This window comes from Pantoea graminicola, assembly GCF_048452665.1.
In the GTDB taxonomy this organism is placed as follows: domain Bacteria; phylum Pseudomonadota; class Gammaproteobacteria; order Enterobacterales; family Enterobacteriaceae; genus Pantoea.
In genome coordinates this window covers 102,592-123,608 of the sequence record NZ_JBLWSJ010000003.1, presented here as the reverse complement: position 1 = coordinate 123,608, position 21,017 = coordinate 102,592, and the positions used below count along the sequence as shown (strand labels likewise).

Sequence of the window (21,017 nt, the reverse complement as noted above, 5' to 3'; positions counted from 1 at the left end):
GGATCCATATCCTATGAGCATTGTGCTGGTTTTCAAGCAACCTTAACGTTTAAGTGCCTAAAAAGACATAACTTTACATTCTGACACGTCTGAAGCCGGGACCGGCATTCCGGCGGCTTTCGGCGCGCTAATCCCGGATTACCGGAAACTTTTTCAGCTGCAAAAAAAAGCACCGCTGAGCGGTGCTTTTGCGGACAACAGCGGGTTATTTCGCCGCCGGTGCTTCTGGCTGGGCTTTCTCCAGCTGCGCAAGATCGTTGGCGATCTTCACCGTCTCATCGAGGTAAGGATCGGGTTCTTTATAATCTTTCGGCAGCTCATCCAGGTTTTTCAGCGGTTTTTTGCCTTCGGCCTGGTAGCGCGCGTTGATACGTTCCAGACGTGACGCATCATCTTCGCGATTCTCTTTCTCGCGCTGCGCCAGGTTCAGCGACACGATGTTGCGTTTATCCTTCATGGCATTGAAACGTGCAATATCCTTCATGATGTACTGGAACTCGCGATCCTGAGCGATACGCTCAGCATGCTGCTTCGTCAGCTGCGCAACCAGCGGTTTAATATCACCGGTTTTGACATAGGTTGCAGCCTTGATGCTGTCCCACGGCAGGGCGTTGTCCTCAAATTTCTCACCGGTTTCCGCCGCTTCCACGCCGGTTGGCATCAGCAGATCGGGCGTGACGCCTTTACGCTGGGTGCTGCCGCCGTTGATGCGATAGAACTTCTGAATGGTGTAGGAGACGGAGCCTAACGCCGGCCACTCCGGACGCAGCATCTGGTCGTAGATACGATTCAGCGAACGATACTGCTGAACGGTGCCTTTACCAAAGGTCGGTTCGCCGACAATCACCGCACGGCCATAATCCTGCATGGCGGCTGCGAAGATCTCAGAGGCGGAGGCGCTGAAGCGATCGACCAGCACCACCAGCGGACCTTTGTAGTAGACTACGCCGTCGTTGTCGCTGTCTTCACGCACACGACCGTTGTTGTCGCGAACCTGCACTACCGGACCACTCGGAATAAACAGCCCGGAAAGTGACACGGCTTCGGTCAGTGCGCCACCGCCGTTGGTGCGCAGATCGATCACCACGCTGTCAACGTTCTGCTTCTGCAGTTTCTGCAGCTGCACTTTCACGTCATCGGTCAGACCGACATAGAAGCCCGGGATATCCAGCACGCCCACTTTCTGCTTGCCGACATTTTTAACGCTCATTTTTACCGCGCGATCTTCCAGACGGATCTTTTCGCGCGTCAGCGTTACGGTACGGGTTTTGGTGCCCTTACCGGCAGGCAGGATCTCAAGGCGCACTTTGCTGCCCTTCGGTCCTTTGATTTTGGCGACGACATCATCCAGACGCCAGCCGATCACATCTTCCATCGGCTTGCCTGGCTGACCCACGCCGACGATGCGATCGCCTACCGTGATGGCTTTGCTTTTCGCTGCCGGGCCGCCTGCGACCATCGAGTTAATGACGGTGTAGTCATCATCCATCTGCAGCACGGCACCGATCCCCTCCAGGGAGAGGCTCATTTCGGTGTTAAACTGCTCGGTGTTACGCGGCGACAGATAACTGGTGTGCGGATCGATTTCGCGGGCAAAGGCGTTCATCACCAGCTGGAAAACGTCTTCGCCATTGCTCTGAGCCAGACGACGGATGGCGAAGTTGTAACGCTTAGTCAGAACGTCGCGGATCTCCTTATCATCTTTGCCCGCCAGCTTCAGACTCAGCTGATCATATTTCACCTTGGCATCCCAGAGCGCGTTGAGTTCCGCTTCATCTTTCGGCCACGGGGCTTTTGCGCGATCAATGTCGATAGTGTCATTGCCGCTGAAATTCATCGGACGCGCCAGCACCGTCAGCGCATACTGATAGCGCTCGAAACGGCGTTTCTGCGCCAGATTATAGATGTCGTAAAAGAGATCCAGCTTGCCGCTGCGCAGCTCATCGCCAACGGTCCCTTTCTTGCTGGCAAACTGCGCCACATCTGACGCCAGCAGCACATTGTGGCTGTAGTCGAGCATGTTCAGATAGCGATCGAAAATCTTCGCTGAAAAGTTCTGATCCAGGTCGAACTGACGGTAGTGGGAACGGGTGAAGCGCGAGGTTACGCGCTCACTGACCGTAGGGTCCTGCGGGTCTTCATGAAGCTGGGGGATCTGATCGGCGCGCGTGATGTTCTCTGCGCCGAAGGCAGGGCCTGCTAACAGCAGGCCCGCAATAAGTCCAACTCTTAAAAGGGTGTTCATGCCGGGGTTAGCCTCCGTTTCAGAACTGCAAATGTTCTGCGCGCACAATCATTGCCATGCCGGAAGCGAGCTGGACCCGAACGCCGTCTTTCGATACTTCCAGAACGGTGGCGTCCATCGCACTTTTGCCTGCTTTAACTTTAATACTCTGGCCGGGTTGCAAAGTTGAGGTATCAGTGATGGGTTTGGCTTCCTGCTCCGGACGCGGAGCGGGCTTGCGATGTTGTGAAGCGGTCGCACGCGGTGCCGTGTTCTGAGGACGCGGTTTACGCGGTGCATCGCCTTCTGCAGGCTTACGCGCGGCCGGCTTGCGTGGACGACGCGGTGCTGCACCCTCTTCGCTCTCGCCTGCTTCACGACGTGCGGCACGCTGCTGATCGCGCTGCGCCTGAACGCGCGCTTTGGCTTCTTCGAGCTGCTTGCGTGCATGCTCAACGTGCTGCTCGTCCAGCACGCCACAGGCGTTGCCGTCGAGATCGACACGAATCGCACCGGCTTTGATGCCGTAAAGGTAACGCCAGCTTGACGTATAGAGACGCAGCGCAGAACGCAGCTGTGTTTTGCTCAGACCCATTTCGCCCTGAACACGCTCGACCAGATCCTGAAAGATACCGATTTTGAGCGGACGCGCTTCACCTTCAGCGCTAAAGCAGTGCGGAAAACGCTCCGCCAGAAACGTGATGACTTCTTTACTGCTATTCAACTTAGGTTGATTTTCCATGAAATTTCCTGATTACAACGGGTTTGCCGACCAGCGCAGGCATGAACAGGCGACATTATAATGACAACATCGCTAAATGCCATGTGATCCAGTCGATTAGCTGCGTGTCAGCTGCAGATATTTTTCTAAGTCGCTGTTCGCAAGCACTTCACAAAGCCCATCAGTCAGCGTGACCAGGCCCGATTCGTCGTCGCTGTCAAAGCGATTAAACACTACGCTGTCAATGTCCAGCACCCCAACCACAGTGCCATTCACTTTCAGAGGAATCACAATCTCAGCATTGCTGGCTGCGTCACAGGCGATGTGGCCCGGGAAAGCATGCACATCATCCACGCGTTGCACTTTTTCTTCTGCCAGCGCCGTGCCACACACACCTTTACCGACCGGAATACGCACACAGGCGATTTTGCCCTGGAACGGGCCCAACACCAGCGTATCGGCTTCCGTCAGCAGGTAGAAACCTGCCCAGTTCACGCCTTCGAGACGTTCGTACAGCAGCGCGCTGAAGTTTCCCATTGCGGCGAGGAACGCCGTTTCTCCCGCCAGCAAGGCGCGCATATCGCGATTCAAATCGGCGTAAAAGGCAGTTTTGTTCATTATTTAACCATTACCAATGACATCTGAACGGAGCAACTGAGACCGTTCGTTAAAAATAAGTTTTAAATATCCAGAGCCACAAGGTGAATCATAGCGTTAGTTGCTATACCCTTAGCATTCTGTGGATCGAAGCGTGATGCCCGAGACAGGCACACAGACAATGTCTTGACGACCAATAATAGTTACTTCTGAAGAGCGAAGACTGCCTCACCCTATGAAAATTCACGCTATCAGCCAGACATTGCCTCACGCACGTTATCAGCGTTGTCCGCAATGCGATACCCTTTTTTCCTTACCGGATGTGAAATCGCATCAGTCGGCTTACTGCCCGCGCTGCCATGCTGAGATTCTCAGCGGTCGAGACTGGTCCATGACCCGCCTGATGGCGATGGCCGCCACCATGATTGTGTTAATGCCCTTTGCCTTCTCGCTGCCGCTGGTCGATATCCGGCTGCTCGGTATGCGCATCAACGCCAGCGTGCTGGAAGGCGTCATCCAGATGACCCAGCAGGGTGATGTGCTGACCGCCTCAATGGTAGCGTTCTGTACTATCGGCGCGCCCGTGACGCTGGTCGTCGGCATCTGTTACCTCGGCATCGGGCGGCGTCTGGGTATGAACCTGCGGCCTGTGCTGCTGATGCTTGAGAAGCTCAAAGAGTGGGTGATGCTCGATATCTACCTGATCGGTATCGCCGTGGCGTCCATTAAAGTCCAGGACTATGCTTCGCTGGAGATTGGCTACGGGCTGGCGGCTTACATTGCCCTGACGGTGCTGAGTGTGCTGACGCTGATCCACCTGAATATGGAGCAGTTGTGGGAACACTTTTACCCGCAGCGGCCGGGAAATATGGCCCGTGACGCGATGCAGGTCTGCCTGAACTGCCACCATACCGGCCTGCCCGACGCCCGTGGCCGCTGTCCGCGCTGTCACACCCCGCTCGACTTCCGGCGTCGTCACAGCCTGCAAAAATCCTGGGCCGCGCTGATCGCCTCGATTGTGCTGTTGATCCCCGCCAACCTGATGCCCATCTCGGTGGTCTACGTCAACGGGTCGCGCCGCGAGGATACGATCTTCTCCGGCATCCTGTCGCTGGGGGAAGGCAATGTACCGGTGGCCGCGATTGTGTTTATCGCCAGTATTCTGGTGCCCTTTACCAAGGTACTGGTGATGCTGACCCTGCTGCTCAGCATTCATTTTCGCTGTGAACAGGGGCTCAGAACCCGCATCCTGTTACTGCGGTTCGTGACCTGGGTCGGCCGCTGGTCGATGCTCGATCTGTTTGTCATTTCGTTAACCATGTCGCTGGTCAACCGCGACCAGCTACTGGCTTTTACCATGGGACCGGCGGCGCTGTTTTTTGGCGCGGCCGTTATCCTGACCATTATGTCTGTTGAGTGGCTGGACAGCCGCCTGCTCTGGGATGCACATGCAACAGGAAACGCCGACTACACCGACTAACGCCACGCTGCGCAATAAGCGTAAAATTTCGCCCTTCTGGCTGCTGCCAATTATTGCGATGTTGATCGCCTGCTGGCTGCTCTGGACCAATTACCAGGAGCGCGGCACCACCATCACCATCAATTTCCAGACGGCGGATGGTATCGTGCCGGGCCGCACCCCGATTCGTTATCAGGGTGTGGAAGTGGGCACCGTGCAGGGCATTAATCTCAGCGACGATTATCGCAGCATTCAGATCAAAGCGAGCATCAAGAGCGATATGCGTGACGCGCTGCGCGAAGATACGCAGTTCTGGCTGGTGACGCCGAAAGCCTCCCTGGCTGGCGTATCGGGACTGGATGCGCTGGTGGGGGGTAACTATATCGGGATGATGCCGGGTAAAGGCAAACCCCGCGACGCGTTCACTGCGCTGGATACGCAGCCGAAATACCGGGTCAATACCGGCGAACTGCTGATCCACTTACATGCGCCCGACCTGGGATCGCTCAGCACCGGGTCACTGGTCTACTACCGCAAAATTCCGGTGGGCCGGGTCTATGACTACAACATTAACAGCAAGACCGACGGCGTTGCGATCGATGTGCTGATCGACCGTCGTTTTGTCAATCTGGTGAAAACCAGCAGCCGCTTCTGGAACGTCTCGGGTGTCAACGCCGACGTCAGCCTGAGCGGCGCAAAGGTTCAGCTGGAGAGTCTGGCGGCGCTGGTGAATGGCGCTATCGCCTTTGACTCACCCGAGGGCGCACAGGCGGCGAAGTCGGAGCAGCACTACCGGCTCTATCCCGATCTCGCCCACAGCCAGCGCGGAGTGCTGATCACCCTGGATCTGCCCGACGGCAGAAACCTGAAAGCGGGCAGTACGCCGCTGATCTATCAGGGGCTGGAGGTCGGTACGCTGACGAAACTCAACCTGCAGGATGGCGGTAAAGTCACCGGCGAGCTGACCATCGATCCTTCGGTGGTCGGCCTGATGCGCAGCGGCACCCGGATTGAGATGCACAGCCCGAAAATCAGCCTGACCGATACCAGTCTCAGCGCACTGCTGACCGGCAATACGCTGGAGCTGGTGCCGGGCGAAGGCGAGCCGCAGCAGCACTTTACCGTGCTGGCGTCGAATGAAACCCTGCTGCAGAAGCCGAATGTTCTGACGGTCAGACTCAGCGCACCGGAGAGCTATGGCATCGACCAGGGTCAGCCGCTGATGCTGCACGGTATGCAGATTGGCCAGGTGATGTCGCGTTCGCTGGATGAGAATGGCGTGAATTTCGTGGTGGCGGTCAACCCGGAGAATCGCAACCTGGTGCACGGCGACAGTAAATTCATCGTTAACAGCCGCCTCGATGTGAAGTTTGGTCTGGATGGGATGCAGGTGTTAGGCGCCAGCGCCCGTGAGTGGGTCGATGGTGGTATCCGGCTGGAGCCGGGTAAAAAAGGCGCGCCGAAAAGCGCCTATCCGCTGTTTGCCGACGCGGAAAAAGCGGAAGAAGGCATTACCGGCGATGCCCCCTCTACGACGCTGATGCTGACGGCGAACAGCCTGCCTGACGTGCAGGCCGGTTCTGTGGTGCTCTACCGCAAATATCAGGTCGGGGAGATCGTGAAAGTAACGCCGCGCGCCGACGCCTTCGATATCGCCGTGCACATCAAGCCGGAGTATCGCAAGCTGCTGACCAGCGAAAGCGTCTTCTGGGCCGAGGGCGGCGCGCGCGTCAGCCTGAACGGCAGCGGCCTGACCGTGCAGGCGTCTCCGCTGAACCGGGCGCTCAAAGGGGCGATCAGCTTTGACAACATGAGTGGTGCACAGTCGGCTAAAGGGGCTAAACGGGTGCTCTACTCCTCTGAAACGGCGGCCCGCGCGGTCGGCAGTCAGATTACGCTGCATACCTATGACGCCAGCAAACTCTCGGCCGGGATGCCGATCCGCTATCTGGGAATTAACGTCGGCCAGGTCGAGTCGCTGTCGTTGAGCAAAGATAACAATCAGGTGGTGGCGAAAGCGGTGCTCTACCCTGAGTACGTCAACGACTTTGCCCGTCTGGGCAGCCGCTTCTCGGTGGTGTCGCCGGAGATCTCCGCGACCGGCGTCAACCATCTGGAGACGCTGCTGCAGCCTTACGTCAACGTTGATCCGGGTAAAGGCAGCGCCGCGCGCACGTTCGAGCTGCAGGAGAGCACAATTACCGATTCGCGTTACCTGAACGGCCTGAATATCTATGTGGATGCCACCGAGGCAGGCTCCCTGTCGCTGGGTACGCCGGTGCTGTTCCGCGGAGTGGAAGTGGGCACCGTGACCGGCACCTCGCTGGGAAATATGGCGGACCGCGTACAGATCGCCCTGCGCATCAGCAAGAAGTATCAGCATCTGGTGCGTAATAACTCGGTGTTCTGGCTGGCGTCCGGCTATAACCTTGACTTCGGCCTGGTGGGCGGCGTGGTGAAAACCGGCACCTTCCAGCAGTTTATCCGTGGCGGCATCCAGTTTGCGACGCCGCCGACGGTGCCGCTGGCGCCGCAGGCGAACCCGGATAAGCACTTCCTGCTACAGGATGAAGCGCCGAAAGAGTGGCGCAACTGGGGAACCGCGATTCCGTCGCCGCGCTGAGCATACCTGGGATGGCGTCTTTTGCATCTATGCGAAAAACGCATGCTCCCTGAGCGTTCACGTTATTCACTCTCAGACGGGCAGCCTCGCTGCCCGTTTGCTTTCCGCGTGATACACTGCCGCCTTTGCCTTAACTGGAATATGCCCGTGTCAGATGCTTCTTCACGTTTCCCCACCGAGTTTCTCTCTTTAATGCGTCAGAGCCTGCCCGACGAGGCAAGCTTCGACCAGTTTATTGCCATCAGCCAGCAACCGCTGCGCCGCAGCCTGCGCGTCAACACCCTGAAGATCAGCGTGCCTGACTTCCTGGCGCTGACGGCTGACTATGGCTGGCAGCTGACGCCGGTGCCGTGGTGCGAAGAGGGCTTCTGGATCAGCCGGGAGGATGAGAGCCTGCCGCTGGGCAGCGTGGCTGAACATCTCAGCGGCCTCTTCTATATTCAGGAAGCCAGCTCCATGCTGCCGGTAACTGCGCTGTTCGATGCGCAGCCCGACGTCAGCGCCGTGATGGATATGGCCGCCGCACCGGGTTCGAAAACCACCCAGATCGCTGCGCGGATGAAAAACAAGGGGGTGATCCTGGCGAATGAGTTCTCCTCCAGCCGGGTGAAAGTTCTGCACGCCAACATCAGCCGCTGCGGCGTCAGCAACAGCGCGCTGACCCACTTTGACGCACGGGTGTTTGGCCCGGCGCTGCCGGAACAGTTTGACGCCATCCTGCTGGATGCGCCCTGTTCAGGCGAAGGGGTGATCCGCAAAGATGCCGAAGCGTTGAAAAACTGGACGCTGGCCAGCACCGAAGAGATTGCCGGGACGCAGCGCGATCTGCTCGACAGTGCGTTCCATGCCCTTAAACCGGGGGGCACGCTGGTCTACTCCACCTGTACCCTGAATCCGATCGAGAATCAGCAGGTGATCGGCTGGCTGCTACAGCGTTATCCCGGCGCAGTTGAGGTATTACCGCTGGATGAGCTGTTTCAGGGCGCGGATCAGGCCGCAACGCCGGAAGGCTATCTGCATGTCTTCCCGCAGATTTTTGACAGCGAAGGCTTCTTCGTGGCCCGCCTGCGTAAAACCGCGTCGGTCGCGCCTCTGCCCTCACCGGGTTATAAGGTTGGCAAGCTGCCCTTTTCTCATCTCAGCCGCAAACAGGAGAGTGAGATTATCGCTGCTGCCGCTGCGGTCTCCCTGAAATGGGATGCGTCCCTGACGCTGTGGCAGCGCGACAAAGAGATCTGGCTCTTTCCAGACGCCGTCACGCCGATGCTGGGTAAGGTCCGTTTTTCACGTATCGGCCTGAAGCTGGCCGAAACCTTTGCAAAGGGTTATCGCTGGCAGCATGAGGCGGTGGTGGCACTGGCGCAGCCTGATACCGCCCGGCGTTTTGAACTCACGGCGGCAGAGGCGGAAGAGTGGTATCGCGGCCGGGATATCTACCCGGAAACGGCACCGGCCAGCAATGAGATGATTGTGACCTATCAGCAGCAACCGCTGGGGCTGGCAAAGAAAGTGGGCAGCCGGATTAAGAACAGCTATCCGCGGGAACTGGTGCGCGACGGACGCCTGTTCCGTTAGTCGTAAACCAGAACCGGAAAACCTGCCGGTTTGTGCTGAAGGCAGGCTGGTCGCGTGTGAAGGCGGTGGCGGGCAGAGCACGGGGAACAGGCGTCGGGCCTCTGTCGTTACCCTGACGCGCACACAGCCGCCGCGCAATAGTGACACTGTCACGCGCAAACCCGGTTTCTCGCTGCATCCCCCACCGTTCATCCCGGCGTGTACTCCGTGAAGAGTCAGTAAGGCCTGCCGTGTCTGGCTGGGTCGCGGCCCTGTTCACGCGTTTTCGCCGGGAATGCTGCCAGCTTTTCCGCCGGACGCACCGGACGCCGCACCAGCTCGCCGCCACAGTTGGGGCAACGGTGGGCGAGTTGTTCAGCACAGGTCACACAGAAGGTGCATTCAAACGAGCAGATGTGAGCCGCCAGCGAAGATGGCGGCAGATCGCCGTCGCAGCGTTCACAGTTGGGGCGAAGTTCCAGCATACTCTCTCCTGAAAATGTTATATCCGATCCGCAAGGTCAGATGTCTGGTTTAGCGACCGACAGCCTGGGGCGGTCGCCCCGCCGATCAGCGTGCGACCGGACCGCAGCTAGGGGTGTCGCTTCTCCTCGTCTGCGTCCGCAGAGCGAGCCTCGTAATCAACGTTGTCAGCCATCATATCGTTATCAGCCAGGTCATCATCGATAAAGCTACTTCTGGCTAACGCATCATCTGCAACCTCTTCACCGCTCTCTGCTTCCGGCTCCTGGCCCCCCATCGACGCCTGGATCACCTCCTCTTCCAGCGTCGGGATAAGGGCGGCGCCCAGCGGCGAGGTCGCCAGACTGTCCGGCATCACCACGTGAGGCAACGGCACTTCGGTTGTGGGCAGCGGACGTGGCGCTCGGGTGTAGCTCAGCCCGCCAATCACCAGCGCGCAGAGGGCAAAGAAGAGATAGAGCATATTGCTGCCCAGCGGCTGCATCAGCGCGCCGACCAGCAGCGGCCCGATACTGGCCCCGATGCCAAACGCCATCAGCAGGCAGGCGGTTAACGACACGCGCCGTTCGGCGGCCACCTGGTCGTTGGCCAGCGCCACCTGTAACGGATAGAGCGCAAACTGCATCATGCTGGCGGCAAAGGCAATGCCGATCATCCAGTGGAAGGTCAGATGCGGCAGCACCACCAGCGGCACGCAGGCCACCGCAAACAGCACCGCGATCAGGAAGAGCAGCCGCTGACGGTCGAAGCGGTCAGAGAGCCAGCTCAGCGGAAACTGCGACACCAGCCCGGCAAAAATCGTCAGGCTCATGAAATAACCGGTCTGGCTGGTGGTAAAACCTTTGCTGCTGGCATAGACCGGCGCCAGGCCGTAGAAGGCGCCGATCGCCATGCCGGTGACCAGCGTGGTGCTCAGCAGCCGGGGAATGGTGCGCAGAAAATAGCCCAGCTCCATCGGCGCTGGCGTCATCGGTCTGACGTGGGTGCGGGTTGTGAGTGCGATGGGCACCAGACAGAGAGCGAAACAGAGCGCGACAATCAGCAGCGTACTGACCCCGAAGCCGGTCTGCAGACTCAGCACCACCTGGCCGCCACTCAGGCCGAGATAGGTGGCGACCATGTATAAGCCAAAAATCATGCCGCGCTGGGAGGATTCCGCCTGGTCGTTGAGCCAGCTCTCCAGCACCATATACTGACACATCATACAGAGGCCGATAATCAGGCGCAGAAAGACCCACAGCAGCACCACGTCCGTCAGCCCGTGACCGATCACCGAGGCCGTGATGATCCCGGCGCAGGCAACATAGGCGCGGATATGGCCTACGCGGGCGATCAGGTTATGGCCGACCTTGCCGCCGATCACCAGCCCGATATAGTTCGCCGCAATGATGGCACCAATCATCGCGCCGTTAACCTGCTCGCTGGCCAGCCGCAGCGACACATAGGTGGTCAGCAGACCGGAACCGAGCAGCATCAGCAGCGTGGTGGTGTACAGCGGCAGAAACGTACTGAAAATTTTTCCCATGGGACTCCCTGTCTGCAACGTCTGGCATCGAATCAGTCACGCCTGACTATAGCCGATTCCGGCAGCCGCCGGAGTCAGCCACGGCGTTGCGGCCAAAAAAAAAGCCCGCCAGCGCTAAGCTGACGGGCCTGGGGTCAGGCGCTCGGGAAACTGATGTTACTGCCCGGCGCTTCACGGTTGAGATGGATGAAGTTCAGGTGTCGTTCGTACTGATCGAGAATATCGATGATCACCTGCTCTTTGCTGTAGTCCATCAGGTCGTTGCCCTGACTGCCCTCCAGCAGGAAGGTTTCCAGCCGGTAGTAGGTCGATTTACCGCTGCGGGCGCGATAGGTAAAGCCCGGAATGGAGTACTGCTGCGGCCAGACCTGATAGATAAAGTCCTGCTCCTCGCCCAGATGAACACGCAGATCCAGATAGCCGATCGGGTTAGCCTCATCCGGTGCCACGCTCTCCAGCGACACCCGGCCATCACGCAGCTCCAGCTCTTTCGCCACCTCCTGCATCGCCGGGAAGATGGTCTTCTCCATCATCTGCTGAGTGTAGCGCGAGCCAGGGTAGTTCATCAGGCGCGACAGACGTTTCTTCCAGGTCAGACGGTCGGTGGCATGCGCCAGATAAGGCGCGGTGTCACGCGTGGCGCTGGCCCGGCGGTGGTCTTCAATCTTCAGCGATTTAAACAGACCCGCCATCACGAAGAAGATCACAAAGCTGAACGGCAGCCCCATGATAACCGTGGTGTTCTGCAGGGCCGTAATCCCGTTGGTCATCAGCATGCTCAGCGTCAGTACGCCGATCGCCACCGACCAGAAGATACGCAGCCAGTTAGGCGCATCGCTGTTGATGTCTTTAAGCCGCGAGGTAAAGTTACCCAGCACCAGCGAGCCGGAGTCGGCCGAGGTAACGTAGAAAAGCATCCCGGTAATGGTGGCAATTGAGGCGCTGAGTTTAAACGCCGGGTACTGCGCCAGCAGGCTGTAGAAGCCGCGTTCCGCATGCGCCATCACTTCCTGCGCAAAGCCCGCGTTACCGTGGATGATCTGATAGAGCGCCGCGTTACCAAACACCGACAGCCACAGCAGCGTAAAGGTGAACGGAATGATCAGCGTGCCCAGCACAAACTCACGGATGGTACGGCCACGGGAGATACGCGCCAGGAACAGGCCGACGAACGGCGACCAGGCAACCCACCAGGCCCAGAAGAAGAGCGTCCAGCTGTTCATCCACTGCGTTGGCCGGTCGAAGGCAAAGGTGTTCAGCGTCATGCCCATGAAGCGGTTGATGTAATCGCCCACGTTCAGCACCAGCGCATTCAGCAGGAACTCGGTGTTGCCGAAGAAGAGTACAAACAGGATCAGGCCCAGCGCCATGATGACGTTCAGCTCGGAGAGGAAACGGATCCCCTTATCCACGCCCGACGTCACCGAGATGGTGGCGATCACCACGGAAAGCACGATCAGCGCCGTCTGCGCCGTCAGGCCTTCCGGCACATCGAACAGCACTTTCAGGCCGTAGTTAAGCTGCACCACCCCTATCCCTAATGTGGTAGCGATACCGAAGATGGTGCCGATGACCGCCGCGATATCCACCGTGTGGCCGATCGGTCCATAAATGCGTTTACCGAAGATGGGATAGAGCGCCGAACGAATGGTCAGCGGCAGATTATAGCGGTAGCTGAAGTAGCCCAGTGCGATGCCCATCAGGGCATACATCGACCAGCCGGTCAGCCCGTAGTGGAACAGCGTCCAGACCATCGACTGGCGGGCGGCCTCCAGGGTCTGCCCTGCGCCCTCCGGCGGCTGCATGTACTGCGTCACCGGTTCGGCGACCGAGAAGAACATCAGGTCGATGCCGATCCCGGCGGCGAACAGCATCGCCGACCAGCTGAGCACGCTGAATTCGGGTTTGGAGTGCTCCGGTCCGAGCTTGATGGAGCCAAAGCGTGAGCAGGCCATGTAGAGCACGAAGACGATGTAGAGCGTGGCAGCCAGCATGTAATACCAGCCGAAGGTGGCGGAAACCCAGTTGACCGCCTTAAGGATCCAGCTCGCGGCCACTTCACTGTAGAGAATCGTCACGAGTGAAAACGTCAGAATCAATCCGGCAGAGGTATAAAATACAACGGGATTGAGTCTGTCTTTTTCACCGGCAGGTGGATTATTCATCGATTACCTCTGGTTAATGTCCTGAAAATACGCAATGGATACGTTGTGCCGCCCCCGGTTGACGGGTCGTGCGGCTATGTTTCTATCTGTGACTTCCTGTTAAAGCTTGCAGCAAACAAGTCTATTTTAGCACTCAATGCCGTTTCGCTTACGCTACATTTAAAGAACAGCATCCTAACAAGTTTTCTTTTTATATTGAACGTACAATCAAAAAAAGTTTTAATAGGGGCTCGATTTGAGGGTGGAGCGGGAGCTATGCCAAAGGTAGGGATGCAGCCGATACGACGTCGGCAACTGATTGATGCGACCCTGAGCACGATTAATGAAGTCGGGATTAATGATGCCACGATTGCCCAGATCGCCCGTCGGGCGGGCGTCTCAACCGGCATCATCAGTCACTATTTCAAAGACAAGAACGGATTGCTGGAAGCCACGATGCGTGATGTCACGCGTCAGTTGCGGTTAGCGGTACTGGCGCGGCTGCAGCCGCTGGCCAATGCCTCTGCAGAACAGCGGCTGTGTGCCATCGTCGACGGTAACTTTGACGAAACGCAGGTGCACACCGCCGTGATGAAAGCCTGGCTCGACTTCTGGTCGAGCAGTATGCATCAGCCCCAGCTTAACCGCCTTGAGCGGGTCAGCAGCCGGCGGCTCTACTCCACGCTGGTGGTTGAGTTCCGTCGTGAACTGCCGCTGGAAACGGCCCGCCTGGCCGCACATGGTCTGGCCGCCCTGATCGACGGTCTGTGGCTGCGCGCCGCGCTGAGTGGGAAACCCTTCAGCCCGGTTCTCGCCCGTACACTGACCACTCAATTCATCCGTCAGCAACTGGCTGGCGAGCGCGAATAACGGAAGGAGAAAACATGTCCCGATTTACCGAGCAGAAACTCTACATCGATGGCGCTTATGTTGCCGCAGCGTCTGGCGAAACGTTCCAGACGATTAACCCGGTCAACGGCGACGTACTGGCAGAGGTTCATGCCGCCGGCCAGGAAGATGTCGATCGCGCCGTTGCTGCCGCCAGAAAAGGCCAGAAAGTCTGGGCCGCGATGACCGCGATGGAGCGTTCGCGCATCCTGCGTCGCGCCGTGGACATTCTGCGCGAGCGTAACGACGAGCTGGCCGAGCTGGAGATGCTCGACACCGGTAAGCCTTTCAGCGAAACCGCCAGCGTGGATATCGTGACCGGCGCAGACGTGCTGGAGTATTACGCGGGCCTGGTTCCGGCGCTGGAAGGTCAGCAGATCCCCCTGCGTGATACCTCCTTTGTCTATACCCGTCGCGAGCCGCTGGGCGTGGTCGCCGGGATTGGCGCCTGGAACTACCCGATTCAGATCGCCCTGTGGAAATCTGCGCCTGCGCTGGCCGCCGGTAACGCAATGATCTTCAAACCCAGCGAAGTCACGCCGCTCACTGCCCTGAAACTGGCGGAAATCTACACCGAGGCGGGCCTGCCGGATGGCGTCTTCAACGTCCTGCCGGGCATCGGTTCGGTCACGGGCCAGTTACTGACAGAGCATCCTGGCATCGACAAAGTCTCATTCACCGGCGGCGTCGTCAGCGGTAAAAAAGTCATGGCCAATGCGGCCGGCTCAACGCTGAAAGAAGTCACGATGGAGCTGGGCGGCAAATCACCGCTGATCATTTTTGATGATGCCGACCTCGATCTGGCTGCCGACATCGCGATGATGGCGAATTTCTACAGCTCCGGCCAGGTCTGCACCAACGGCACCCGTGTCTTTATTCCGGCCAGACTGCAGGCCGCATTTGAGGCGAAGATCAGCGAACGCGTGGCCCGCATTCAGGCTGGCGATCTGCGCGATCCGGCGACCAACTTCGGCCCGCTGGTCAGCTTCAGCCATCGTGACAACGTGATGCGTTACATCGAATCCGGCATCGCCGAAGGCGCGCGTGTCCTGTGCGGCGGCAAACGTCTGACCGGTGGTGAGTTCGACCAGGGTGCGTGGGTTGCGCCGACCGTCTTCACCGACTGCCGCGATGAGATGAAGATTGTGCGTGAAGAGATCTTCGGACCGGTGATGTCGATCCTGAGCTACGAAAGCGAAGAGGAAGTGATCCGCCGCGCCAACGACACCGAATTCGGTCTGGCTGCGGGTCTGGTGACTCAGGATCTCAACCGGGCGCACCGCGTCATTCATCAGATTGAAGCGGGTATCTGCTGGATCAATACCTGGGGCGAATCCGCGGCAGAGATGCCGGTGGGCGGCTACAAGCACTCCGGTATCGGCCGCGAGAATGGCCTGATGACGCTGCAGAGCTACACCCAGGTCAAGTCAGTTCAGGTTGAGCTGACCCGTTTTCAGTCAGTCTTTTAATCCCTTAACCTGAGGAACGACGAATGGAATATGATTACATCATTATTGGAGCCGGATCCGCAGGAAATGTGCTGGCAACCCGCCTGACCGAAGAGAGCAACGTGAGTGTCCTGTTGCTGGAAGCGGGCGGCCCGGACTACCGTTTTGATTTTCGCACCCAGATGCCTGCGGCCCTGGCCTTCCCGCTTCAGGGAAAACGCTATAACTGGGCCTATGAAACCGAGCCAGAGCCCTACATGAATAACCGCCGCATGGAGTGTGGCCGCGGTAAAGGCCTGGGCGGTTCATCGCTGATTAACGGCATGTGTTACATCCGTGGTAACGCAATGGATCTCGATGGCTGGGCCGAGGCGCCCGGTCTGGAGCACTGGAGCTATCTGGACTGCCTGCCTTACTACCGTAAAGCGGAAACCCGCGATATCGGCCCCAACGATTTCCACGGCGGTGATGGCCCGGTGTGCGTCGCAACCCCGAAAGCGGGCAACAACGTTCTGTTTGAAGCGATGATTGAGGCGGGCGTGCAGGCGGGTTATCCGCGCACGGACGACCTGAACGGCTATCAGCAGGAAGGTTTCGGTCCGATGGACCGCACCGTCACCCCGAACGGTCGCCGCTCCAGTACCGCACGCGGCTATCTCGATATGGCAAAAGGCCGTGCGAACCTGAAGATCGTGACGCACGCCACCACCGACCGCATTGTCTTTGAGGGCAAGCGCGCAGTCGGCGTCGAGTATCTGCAGGATGACAGCAACACCATTAACAAAGTGACCGCACGACGCGAAGTTCTGCTCTGCGCCGGGGCAATCGCCTCTCCGCAGATCCTGCAACGCTCCGGCGTAGGTTCACCGGAACTGCTGAAGCAGTTCGACATCCCGCTGGTGCACGATCTGCCGGGCGTGGGTGAGAACCTGCAGGACCATCTGGAGATGTATCTGCAGTATGAGTGTAAAGAGCCGGTCTCTCTCTACCCCGCACTGAAGTGGTGGAACCAGCCGAAAATCGGCGCGGAGTGGATGTTCAACGGCACCGGCATCGGTGCCAGCAATCAGTTTGAAGCGGGTGGATTTATCCGCAGCCGCGAAGAGTTCAGCTGGCCGAACATTCAGTATCACTTCCTGCCGGTGGCAATTAACTACAACGGCTCCAATGCCGTTGATGCGCACGGTTTCCAGTGTCACGTCGGTTCAATGCGCTCGCCAAGCCGCGGCCATGTCCGCCTGAAGTCACGCGATCCACGTCGTCATCCGGCGATTCTGTTCAACTACATGTCGCATGAGCAGGACTGGCATGAGTTCCGTGATGCAATTCGTATTACCCGCGAGATCATTAATCAGCCTGCGCTGGATAAGTATCGTGGCCGTGAAATCAGTCCGGGACTGGATTGCCAGACCGATGAGCAGCTGGATGAGTTCGTGCGTAATCACGGCGAAACTGCCTACCACCCGTGCGGCACCTGTAAGATGGGTAACGACCCGATGGCCGTTGTGGATGGCGAAGGCCGTGTACATGGGCTGCAGGGCTTACGCGTGGTGGATGCGTCAATTATGCCGCTGATCATCACCGGAAACCTCAACGCCACGACCATCATGATCGGTGAGAAGATTGCCGATATGATCCGTGGACGTGAGCCGCTGCCACGCAGTACGGCGTCCTACCATGTCGCGGGTGATGCGCCGGTCCGCACTGCCCCACAGCGCGCCAGCTAAAGCGTTACGGCGTCACTTAATGACTGCCGGGCACCTTTGCCCGGCATTTTTTTACCTTTAAACAAATCTTTCACCACCCCTTCCATCCATAGCGTATCTGACCCTGATCGGCGTCAAATAAAGCTTTTTATGACGTTGATCCTGACATCAACAGAATGATATAAATTCGCCACCTGTTTAACCGGAGGCCCTCTTCGTCCACTGATGAGAAGCAACAACGTGGATGCGTCGTGAATGTTATGCGTGAAATGTTCAACTCACCGATCCTGATCTCCCCTGCCCGCCTTTCTGGCTGGAATGCTGCCGAGCAGCACTGGCGCAACGCCCTTTAGTTCCTCTCTGCTTCGACAAATTTCTGGCCTGTCTGCACCCTGAGCGGTGTCGCGGGTTGTGTTTATCGTTGCCGGAGAGCTTTTATGCACGCCTGGATTTTACTGTCACTCGCTATTGTCACCGAAATAATGGGCACCCTGTTGATGAAATGGTCCAGCCTCAACGGCAGCCATATGGGGTACCTGATGATGCTGGGCCTGATCGCCTGTTCCTATATTCTGCTGAGTTTTGCTATTAAACGTATCGCCCTGGGGGTCGCCTATGCCCTGTGGGAAGGGATTGGCATCCTGCTGATTACCCTCTTCAGCGTGCTGCTGTTTGAGGAGTCGCTGTCACTCCTGAAGGTCTGCGGACTGATGACCCTGACTGGCGGCATCATCCTGATCAAGACCGGCACCTGTTCATTAGCGGGGGTGAAGCATGAACCTCGCTGATTTCAGCCATGTGGGCTGGCTGGCGCTGGCGATTGTGCTGGAGATCACCGCCAATATATTCCTTAAATATTCTGATGGATTTAAGAAACCCCTGCATGGCCTGCTGTCGCTCTGCTGTGTCCTGCTGGCATTCAGTGCGCTCGCTCAGGCGGTAAAAGGCATCGATCTGTCGATCGCCTACGCTGTCTGGGGCGCTTTCGGAATTATCGCTACGGTCGGGGCGGGCTGGATATTGTTTAATCAGCGGCTGAACCCAAAAGGCTGGGCGGGCCTGACCCTGCTGCTGGCCGGAATGCTCCTGCTGAAGCTGGCCTGATCGGGGTTTTCAGTCATTTAATCTGCTTAAGGATGTGCCTCTGCGCATCCTTATCTTCCTGTGCTTTTTTCATGCCGTTACGGTTGATTTCACCACCGATCCGTGGTCGGAATTTTCTCACTTTTGTAAAGGGCCGTTTACATAACTCCCGCCTTAGGGCTTAGTGAGCGCCAGAAACAGAATGACACGAGGAAGAATTATGTCTGCCACACGCGGCTGGTCCACCGAGCTGGAGGGATTGCGCGGCCTTGCCTCTCTCTGGGTGCTGGTTGGCCACATCAGCTTACTGATCCATTGCCATATCACGCTTATTTCATCGCCTGGCATCGGGGTCGATCTGTTTATTCTGCTGTCAGGCTATCTGATGGCAAAAAACTACGTTGAGCGCCAGCAGAAAGAGCCGTGGCAGCGTGCAGAGACCATCAAAACGTTCTGGATCCGCCGCTTCTTTCGCATCGCCCCGCTCTACTATCTGCTGTTAATCATCGCCCTGATTTACGGCCCGTGGTTCGGTGAAATGCGCGACACCATTGCTCATTTTTATTCCGGCACCGCGACAGAATCCTCGCGTTACAGCGACCAGTCGCTGGCGAATATCCTGACCCACTTCAGTTTCCTGTTCGGCCTGCTGCCGGAATATGGCTTTAACACCGTGCTGCCTGACTGGAGTATAGGACTGGAGATGCAGTTCTACCTGCTGTTCCCCTTTATCATGCTGCTTACGCTGCGCCTGGGCTATGCGGCCTCACTGACTGGCATCATGGCACTCTGCTGCGCCGGGCGTTATCTGCTGGCGGAGTATTATGAGGCGTTCGAGATGCCCTCAATGATCCTGATAAAGCTGCACATGTTCCTGGCCGGTATGCTGCTGGCGGAAGCCGTCCGCCGGAAATCTTTGCTCTACGTCGCCTTTGCGCTGCTCGGTCCGGTCGCCAGCGTGGCAATGGGGATGGGTGTGATCAAACTGCAGGTGATTATGGAAGCGCTGATGATTGTGGGGATGGCGGCGATTTTGTGGCAATACCCGCAGGGCAGCCTGAGGGCAACGCTTATCGCCCTGCCGCGCAAGCTGCTGAACAACCGCCTCAGCACCTGGCTGGGCGACGTGTCGTTCTCGGTCTATCTGCTGCACCTGCTGATTGTTATCCCGATGATTGCGCAGTTGCTCAACCACACGGACATTGAGTTTAAGAGTGATATGACGCGCTTCCTGATTGTCTGCGTTTGCGCGATTCCGCTGACCTATGCGCTGGCCTCGCTGCTCTATAAGTATGTCGAGAAGCCGGGTATCCGGATGGGCAAGCGCGTGCTGAAGCCGAAACTGGCTGAGCAGGCGCAGTGAGTAAGCTGGCCCTTCTTAACCAAGCCCCAGACGGGGCTTTTTTTACGGCCCCTGTTTATCAATTCCTCTGCACAGAAACCCGCATGCCCGCTGGGGTGAACTACACTTTCCCGGTTAGCAATCTGACCCAGAGGAGAGAACATGAGCATTCAGCATCTGCTGTTGTCGAATGACGGTGGCGCGGTGATCGTTGACGCAGAACAACTTGAAAGTGAACTGGTGATTCCGCCCCACCTGCAGACCCTGGGTGGCGGAGAGGCCGACAGCAACACCGGTCATCGGGTGGCGGTCACGAAGCACTACTGTAAAGGACGATACTATGCCGTTGCCCTCGATCGCCACGCGGCCAGCAATGAAATCGATGATGTGATCGATCTGCTGCACCCTGCCCCGCTGGATTAGCCTTCATCAGGCAGACATCGTGCCGTTTTTGCTGCCATCCGGCGAAAGCCGGAATGGGGCTTACCTGTTCAGAAAAGGATAAATAGTATGGAAAAGAAAAAATGGTTTGTTTCCTACGTGATTAAGCCCGAAGGCGAAAATCATATTACCACGCACGCTTTTATAGAAGGCGACAATGTCGAAGAGGCGCTGGAAGCCTTTATGTTTGAGACGAAAAAGAGCCTGTCTCTGGATACTGAAGAGCTGACGCTCCTTTCGGTCAGTCTGGTGTAGATACGTTGTAACCTCGCGATGGCGGGGTTTTTATTTTTCAGCGGCAGGAACAAAAAGATTCAGCTCTTTGCGCCCATACGATAGTTCATGCATATCGCTGAATCTGAAAGCTATGCTGCAGTTCAGACCTCATTTTTCCTGCGGTGAAAACTTGCCGTCAGGGGCAAAAATATTTATCAGAATTATGTTTACGTCGTTTTCCCTGGTGCTGCATTCAGTTACTTAGTGGGATAAGGCCAGGCGTGATCCATCCCGGTCGATGACATCAGACCGGTTACCGCCAGGTACGCCAGCAATAGTACAAACAGCACAATTGCCGCCATTTCAATGGATTTGAAAAAATGGTGCTTCGCCATAAATACCCCTCCTTCAGATGTGTGTAATCAGACTTCCACCTTTAAATTAGAATGTTACCGGTAAAGTTCAAGTAAAAATCACATCATGAAACATAAAGCAGATCTTATTAATGCTTCTGCGTAATGATTTTCAGCGCGTCAGGAATAGCGGACCTGACGAATCAGGCA

18 protein-coding genes are annotated in these 21,017 nt (G+C 57.5%); 11 read left to right on the top strand and 7 right to left on the bottom strand.

Annotated elements, in window-relative coordinates; translation table 11 throughout:
* Positions 1–205 precede the first annotated feature (205 nt).
* From prc to ACNY69_RS08235, 3 genes are all read right to left on the bottom strand, one after another.
* The gene (gene prc, locus ACNY69_RS08245; protein ID WP_418797910.1) at positions 206–2,245 is read right to left on the bottom strand and encodes a carboxy terminal-processing peptidase; all 2,040 of its coding nucleotides are present in this window, start codon (positions 2,243–2,245) and stop codon (positions 206–208) included.
* A gap of 19 nt (positions 2,246–2,264) precedes the next feature.
* A complete protein-coding gene (gene proQ / locus ACNY69_RS08240) occupies positions 2,265–2,966 on the bottom strand; it encodes an RNA chaperone ProQ (protein ID WP_111138850.1) in 702 nt (233 codons plus the stop codon).
* A 96-nt stretch (positions 2,967–3,062) separates the two neighbouring features.
* Complete coding sequence (locus tag ACNY69_RS08235; protein WP_111138849.1) at positions 3,063–3,563, bottom strand: GAF domain-containing protein; 501 nt, start codon at positions 3,561–3,563, stop codon at positions 3,063–3,065.
* A gap of 214 nt (positions 3,564–3,777) precedes the next feature.
* Here ACNY69_RS08235 and yebS point away from each other — a divergent pair, with 214 nt between their 5' ends.
* The 3 genes from yebS (at position 3,778) to rsmF (ending at position 9,199) form a co-directional block, all read left to right on the top strand.
* Positions 3,778–5,022, top strand: coding sequence for a membrane integrity lipid transport subunit YebS (gene yebS / locus ACNY69_RS08230; protein WP_293771180.1), 1,245 nt, complete (start codon positions 3,778–3,780; stop codon positions 5,020–5,022).
* The gene (locus tag ACNY69_RS08225) at positions 4,991–7,624 is read left to right on the top strand and encodes a PqiB family protein (protein ID WP_111138847.1); all 2,634 of its coding nucleotides are present in this window, start codon (positions 4,991–4,993) and stop codon (positions 7,622–7,624) included. Before yebS ends, ACNY69_RS08225 begins: the two co-directional genes overlap by 32 nt.
* Positions 7,625–7,765: 141 nt before the next feature.
* The gene (rsmF, locus tag ACNY69_RS08220) at positions 7,766–9,199 is read left to right on the top strand and encodes a 16S rRNA (cytosine(1407)-C(5))-methyltransferase RsmF (RefSeq protein ID WP_418797907.1); all 1,434 of its coding nucleotides are present in this window, start codon (positions 7,766–7,768) and stop codon (positions 9,197–9,199) included.
* 215 nt (positions 9,200–9,414) lie between these two features.
* Here rsmF and ACNY69_RS08215 read toward each other — a convergent pair whose 3' ends face one another.
* The 3 genes from ACNY69_RS08215 to ACNY69_RS08205 form a co-directional block, all read right to left on the bottom strand.
* The gene (locus tag ACNY69_RS08215; RefSeq protein WP_418797906.1) at positions 9,415–9,663 is read right to left on the bottom strand and encodes a DUF1272 domain-containing protein; all 249 of its coding nucleotides are present in this window, start codon (positions 9,661–9,663) and stop codon (positions 9,415–9,417) included.
* Between the two features lie 107 nt (positions 9,664–9,770).
* Complete coding sequence (locus ACNY69_RS08210; protein ID WP_418797904.1) at positions 9,771–11,186, bottom strand: MFS transporter; 1,416 nt, start codon at positions 11,184–11,186, stop codon at positions 9,771–9,773.
* A gap of 134 nt (positions 11,187–11,320) precedes the next feature.
* Positions 11,321–13,351 (bottom strand): choline transporter, encoded by a 2,031-nt coding sequence (locus tag ACNY69_RS08205; RefSeq protein ID WP_111138843.1) that lies wholly within the window; start codon positions 13,349–13,351, stop codon positions 11,321–11,323.
* Between the two features lie 255 nt (positions 13,352–13,606).
* On the opposite strand from ACNY69_RS08205, the gene betI reads away from it, so the two are divergent.
* The 8 genes from betI to ACNY69_RS08165 all read left to right on the top strand — a co-directional run bounded on the left by betI (position 13,607) and on the right by ACNY69_RS08165 (position 20,493).
* On the top strand, positions 13,607–14,200 hold the full coding sequence (gene betI, locus ACNY69_RS08200) for a transcriptional regulator BetI (protein ID WP_293771193.1): 594 nt from the start codon (positions 13,607–13,609) through the stop codon (positions 14,198–14,200).
* Between the two features lie 14 nt (positions 14,201–14,214).
* Positions 14,215–15,687, top strand: coding sequence for a betaine-aldehyde dehydrogenase (betB, locus tag ACNY69_RS08195; RefSeq protein ID WP_111138841.1), 1,473 nt, complete (start codon positions 14,215–14,217; stop codon positions 15,685–15,687).
* 23 nt (positions 15,688–15,710) lie between these two features.
* Positions 15,711–17,393: a choline dehydrogenase gene (gene betA / locus ACNY69_RS08190; protein WP_418797901.1), complete on the top strand. Its 1,683-nt coding sequence runs from the start codon at positions 15,711–15,713 to the stop codon at positions 17,391–17,393.
* A 416-nt stretch (positions 17,394–17,809) separates the two neighbouring features.
* Positions 17,810–18,160: a multidrug/spermidine efflux SMR transporter subunit MdtJ gene (gene mdtJ / locus ACNY69_RS08185; protein WP_111138839.1), complete on the top strand. Its 351-nt coding sequence runs from the start codon at positions 17,810–17,812 to the stop codon at positions 18,158–18,160.
* Positions 18,147–18,476, top strand: coding sequence for a multidrug/spermidine efflux SMR transporter subunit MdtI (mdtI, locus tag ACNY69_RS08180; protein ID WP_111138838.1), 330 nt, complete (start codon positions 18,147–18,149; stop codon positions 18,474–18,476). Before mdtJ ends, mdtI begins: the two co-directional genes overlap by 14 nt.
* Before the next feature lie 199 nt (positions 18,477–18,675).
* The gene (locus tag ACNY69_RS08175; protein ID WP_288491759.1) at positions 18,676–19,818 is read left to right on the top strand and encodes an acyltransferase family protein; all 1,143 of its coding nucleotides are present in this window, start codon (positions 18,676–18,678) and stop codon (positions 19,816–19,818) included.
* 141 nt (positions 19,819–19,959) lie between these two features.
* Positions 19,960–20,220, top strand: a complete 261-nt coding sequence (locus ACNY69_RS08170; RefSeq protein ID WP_111138836.1) for a hypothetical protein — start codon at positions 19,960–19,962, stop codon at positions 20,218–20,220.
* A gap of 87 nt (positions 20,221–20,307) precedes the next feature.
* On the top strand, positions 20,308–20,493 hold the full coding sequence (locus tag ACNY69_RS08165; RefSeq protein ID WP_288491823.1) for a hypothetical protein: 186 nt from the start codon (positions 20,308–20,310) through the stop codon (positions 20,491–20,493).
* 218 nt (positions 20,494–20,711) lie between these two features.
* Here ACNY69_RS08165 and ACNY69_RS08160 read toward each other — a convergent pair whose 3' ends face one another.
* Complete coding sequence (locus tag ACNY69_RS08160; protein WP_199559971.1) at positions 20,712–20,849, bottom strand: hypothetical protein; 138 nt, start codon at positions 20,847–20,849, stop codon at positions 20,712–20,714.
* Positions 20,850–21,017: the final 168 nt, after the last annotated feature.

Bases quoted from the DNA above. Each gene is read 5' to 3' on its own strand.
- prc (WP_418797910.1), bottom strand. From the start codon at position 2,245: ATGAACACCCTTTTAAGAGTTGGACTTATTGCGGGCCTGCTGTTAGCA.
- proQ (WP_111138850.1), bottom strand. From the start codon at position 2,966: ATGGAAAATCAACCTAAGTTGAATAGCAGTAAAGAAGTCATCACGTTT.
- ACNY69_RS08235 (WP_111138849.1), bottom strand. From the start codon at position 3,563: ATGAACAAAACTGCCTTTTACGCCGATTTGAATCGCGATATGCGCGCC.
- yebS (WP_293771180.1), top strand. From the start codon at position 3,778: ATGAAAATTCACGCTATCAGCCAGACATTGCCTCACGCACGTTATCAG.
- ACNY69_RS08225 (WP_111138847.1), top strand. From the start codon at position 4,991: ATGCAACAGGAAACGCCGACTACACCGACTAACGCCACGCTGCGCAAT.
- rsmF (WP_418797907.1), top strand. From the start codon at position 7,766: ATGCCCGTGTCAGATGCTTCTTCACGTTTCCCCACCGAGTTTCTCTCT.
- ACNY69_RS08215 (WP_418797906.1), bottom strand. From the start codon at position 9,663: ATGCTGGAACTTCGCCCCAACTGTGAACGCTGCGACGGCGATCTGCCG.
- ACNY69_RS08210 (WP_418797904.1), bottom strand. From the start codon at position 11,186: ATGGGAAAAATTTTCAGTACGTTTCTGCCGCTGTACACCACCACGCTG.
- ACNY69_RS08205 (WP_111138843.1), bottom strand. From the start codon at position 13,351: ATGAATAATCCACCTGCCGGTGAAAAAGACAGACTCAATCCCGTTGTA.
- betI (WP_293771193.1), top strand. From the start codon at position 13,607: ATGCCAAAGGTAGGGATGCAGCCGATACGACGTCGGCAACTGATTGAT.
- betB (WP_111138841.1), top strand. From the start codon at position 14,215: ATGTCCCGATTTACCGAGCAGAAACTCTACATCGATGGCGCTTATGTT.
- betA (WP_418797901.1), top strand. From the start codon at position 15,711: ATGGAATATGATTACATCATTATTGGAGCCGGATCCGCAGGAAATGTG.
- mdtJ (WP_111138839.1), top strand. From the start codon at position 17,810: ATGCACGCCTGGATTTTACTGTCACTCGCTATTGTCACCGAAATAATG.
- mdtI (WP_111138838.1), top strand. From the start codon at position 18,147: ATGAACCTCGCTGATTTCAGCCATGTGGGCTGGCTGGCGCTGGCGATT.
- ACNY69_RS08175 (WP_288491759.1), top strand. From the start codon at position 18,676: ATGTCTGCCACACGCGGCTGGTCCACCGAGCTGGAGGGATTGCGCGGC.
- ACNY69_RS08170 (WP_111138836.1), top strand. From the start codon at position 19,960: ATGAGCATTCAGCATCTGCTGTTGTCGAATGACGGTGGCGCGGTGATC.
- ACNY69_RS08165 (WP_288491823.1), top strand. From the start codon at position 20,308: ATGGAAAAGAAAAAATGGTTTGTTTCCTACGTGATTAAGCCCGAAGGC.
- ACNY69_RS08160 (WP_199559971.1), bottom strand. From the start codon at position 20,849: ATGGCGAAGCACCATTTTTTCAAATCCATTGAAATGGCGGCAATTGTG.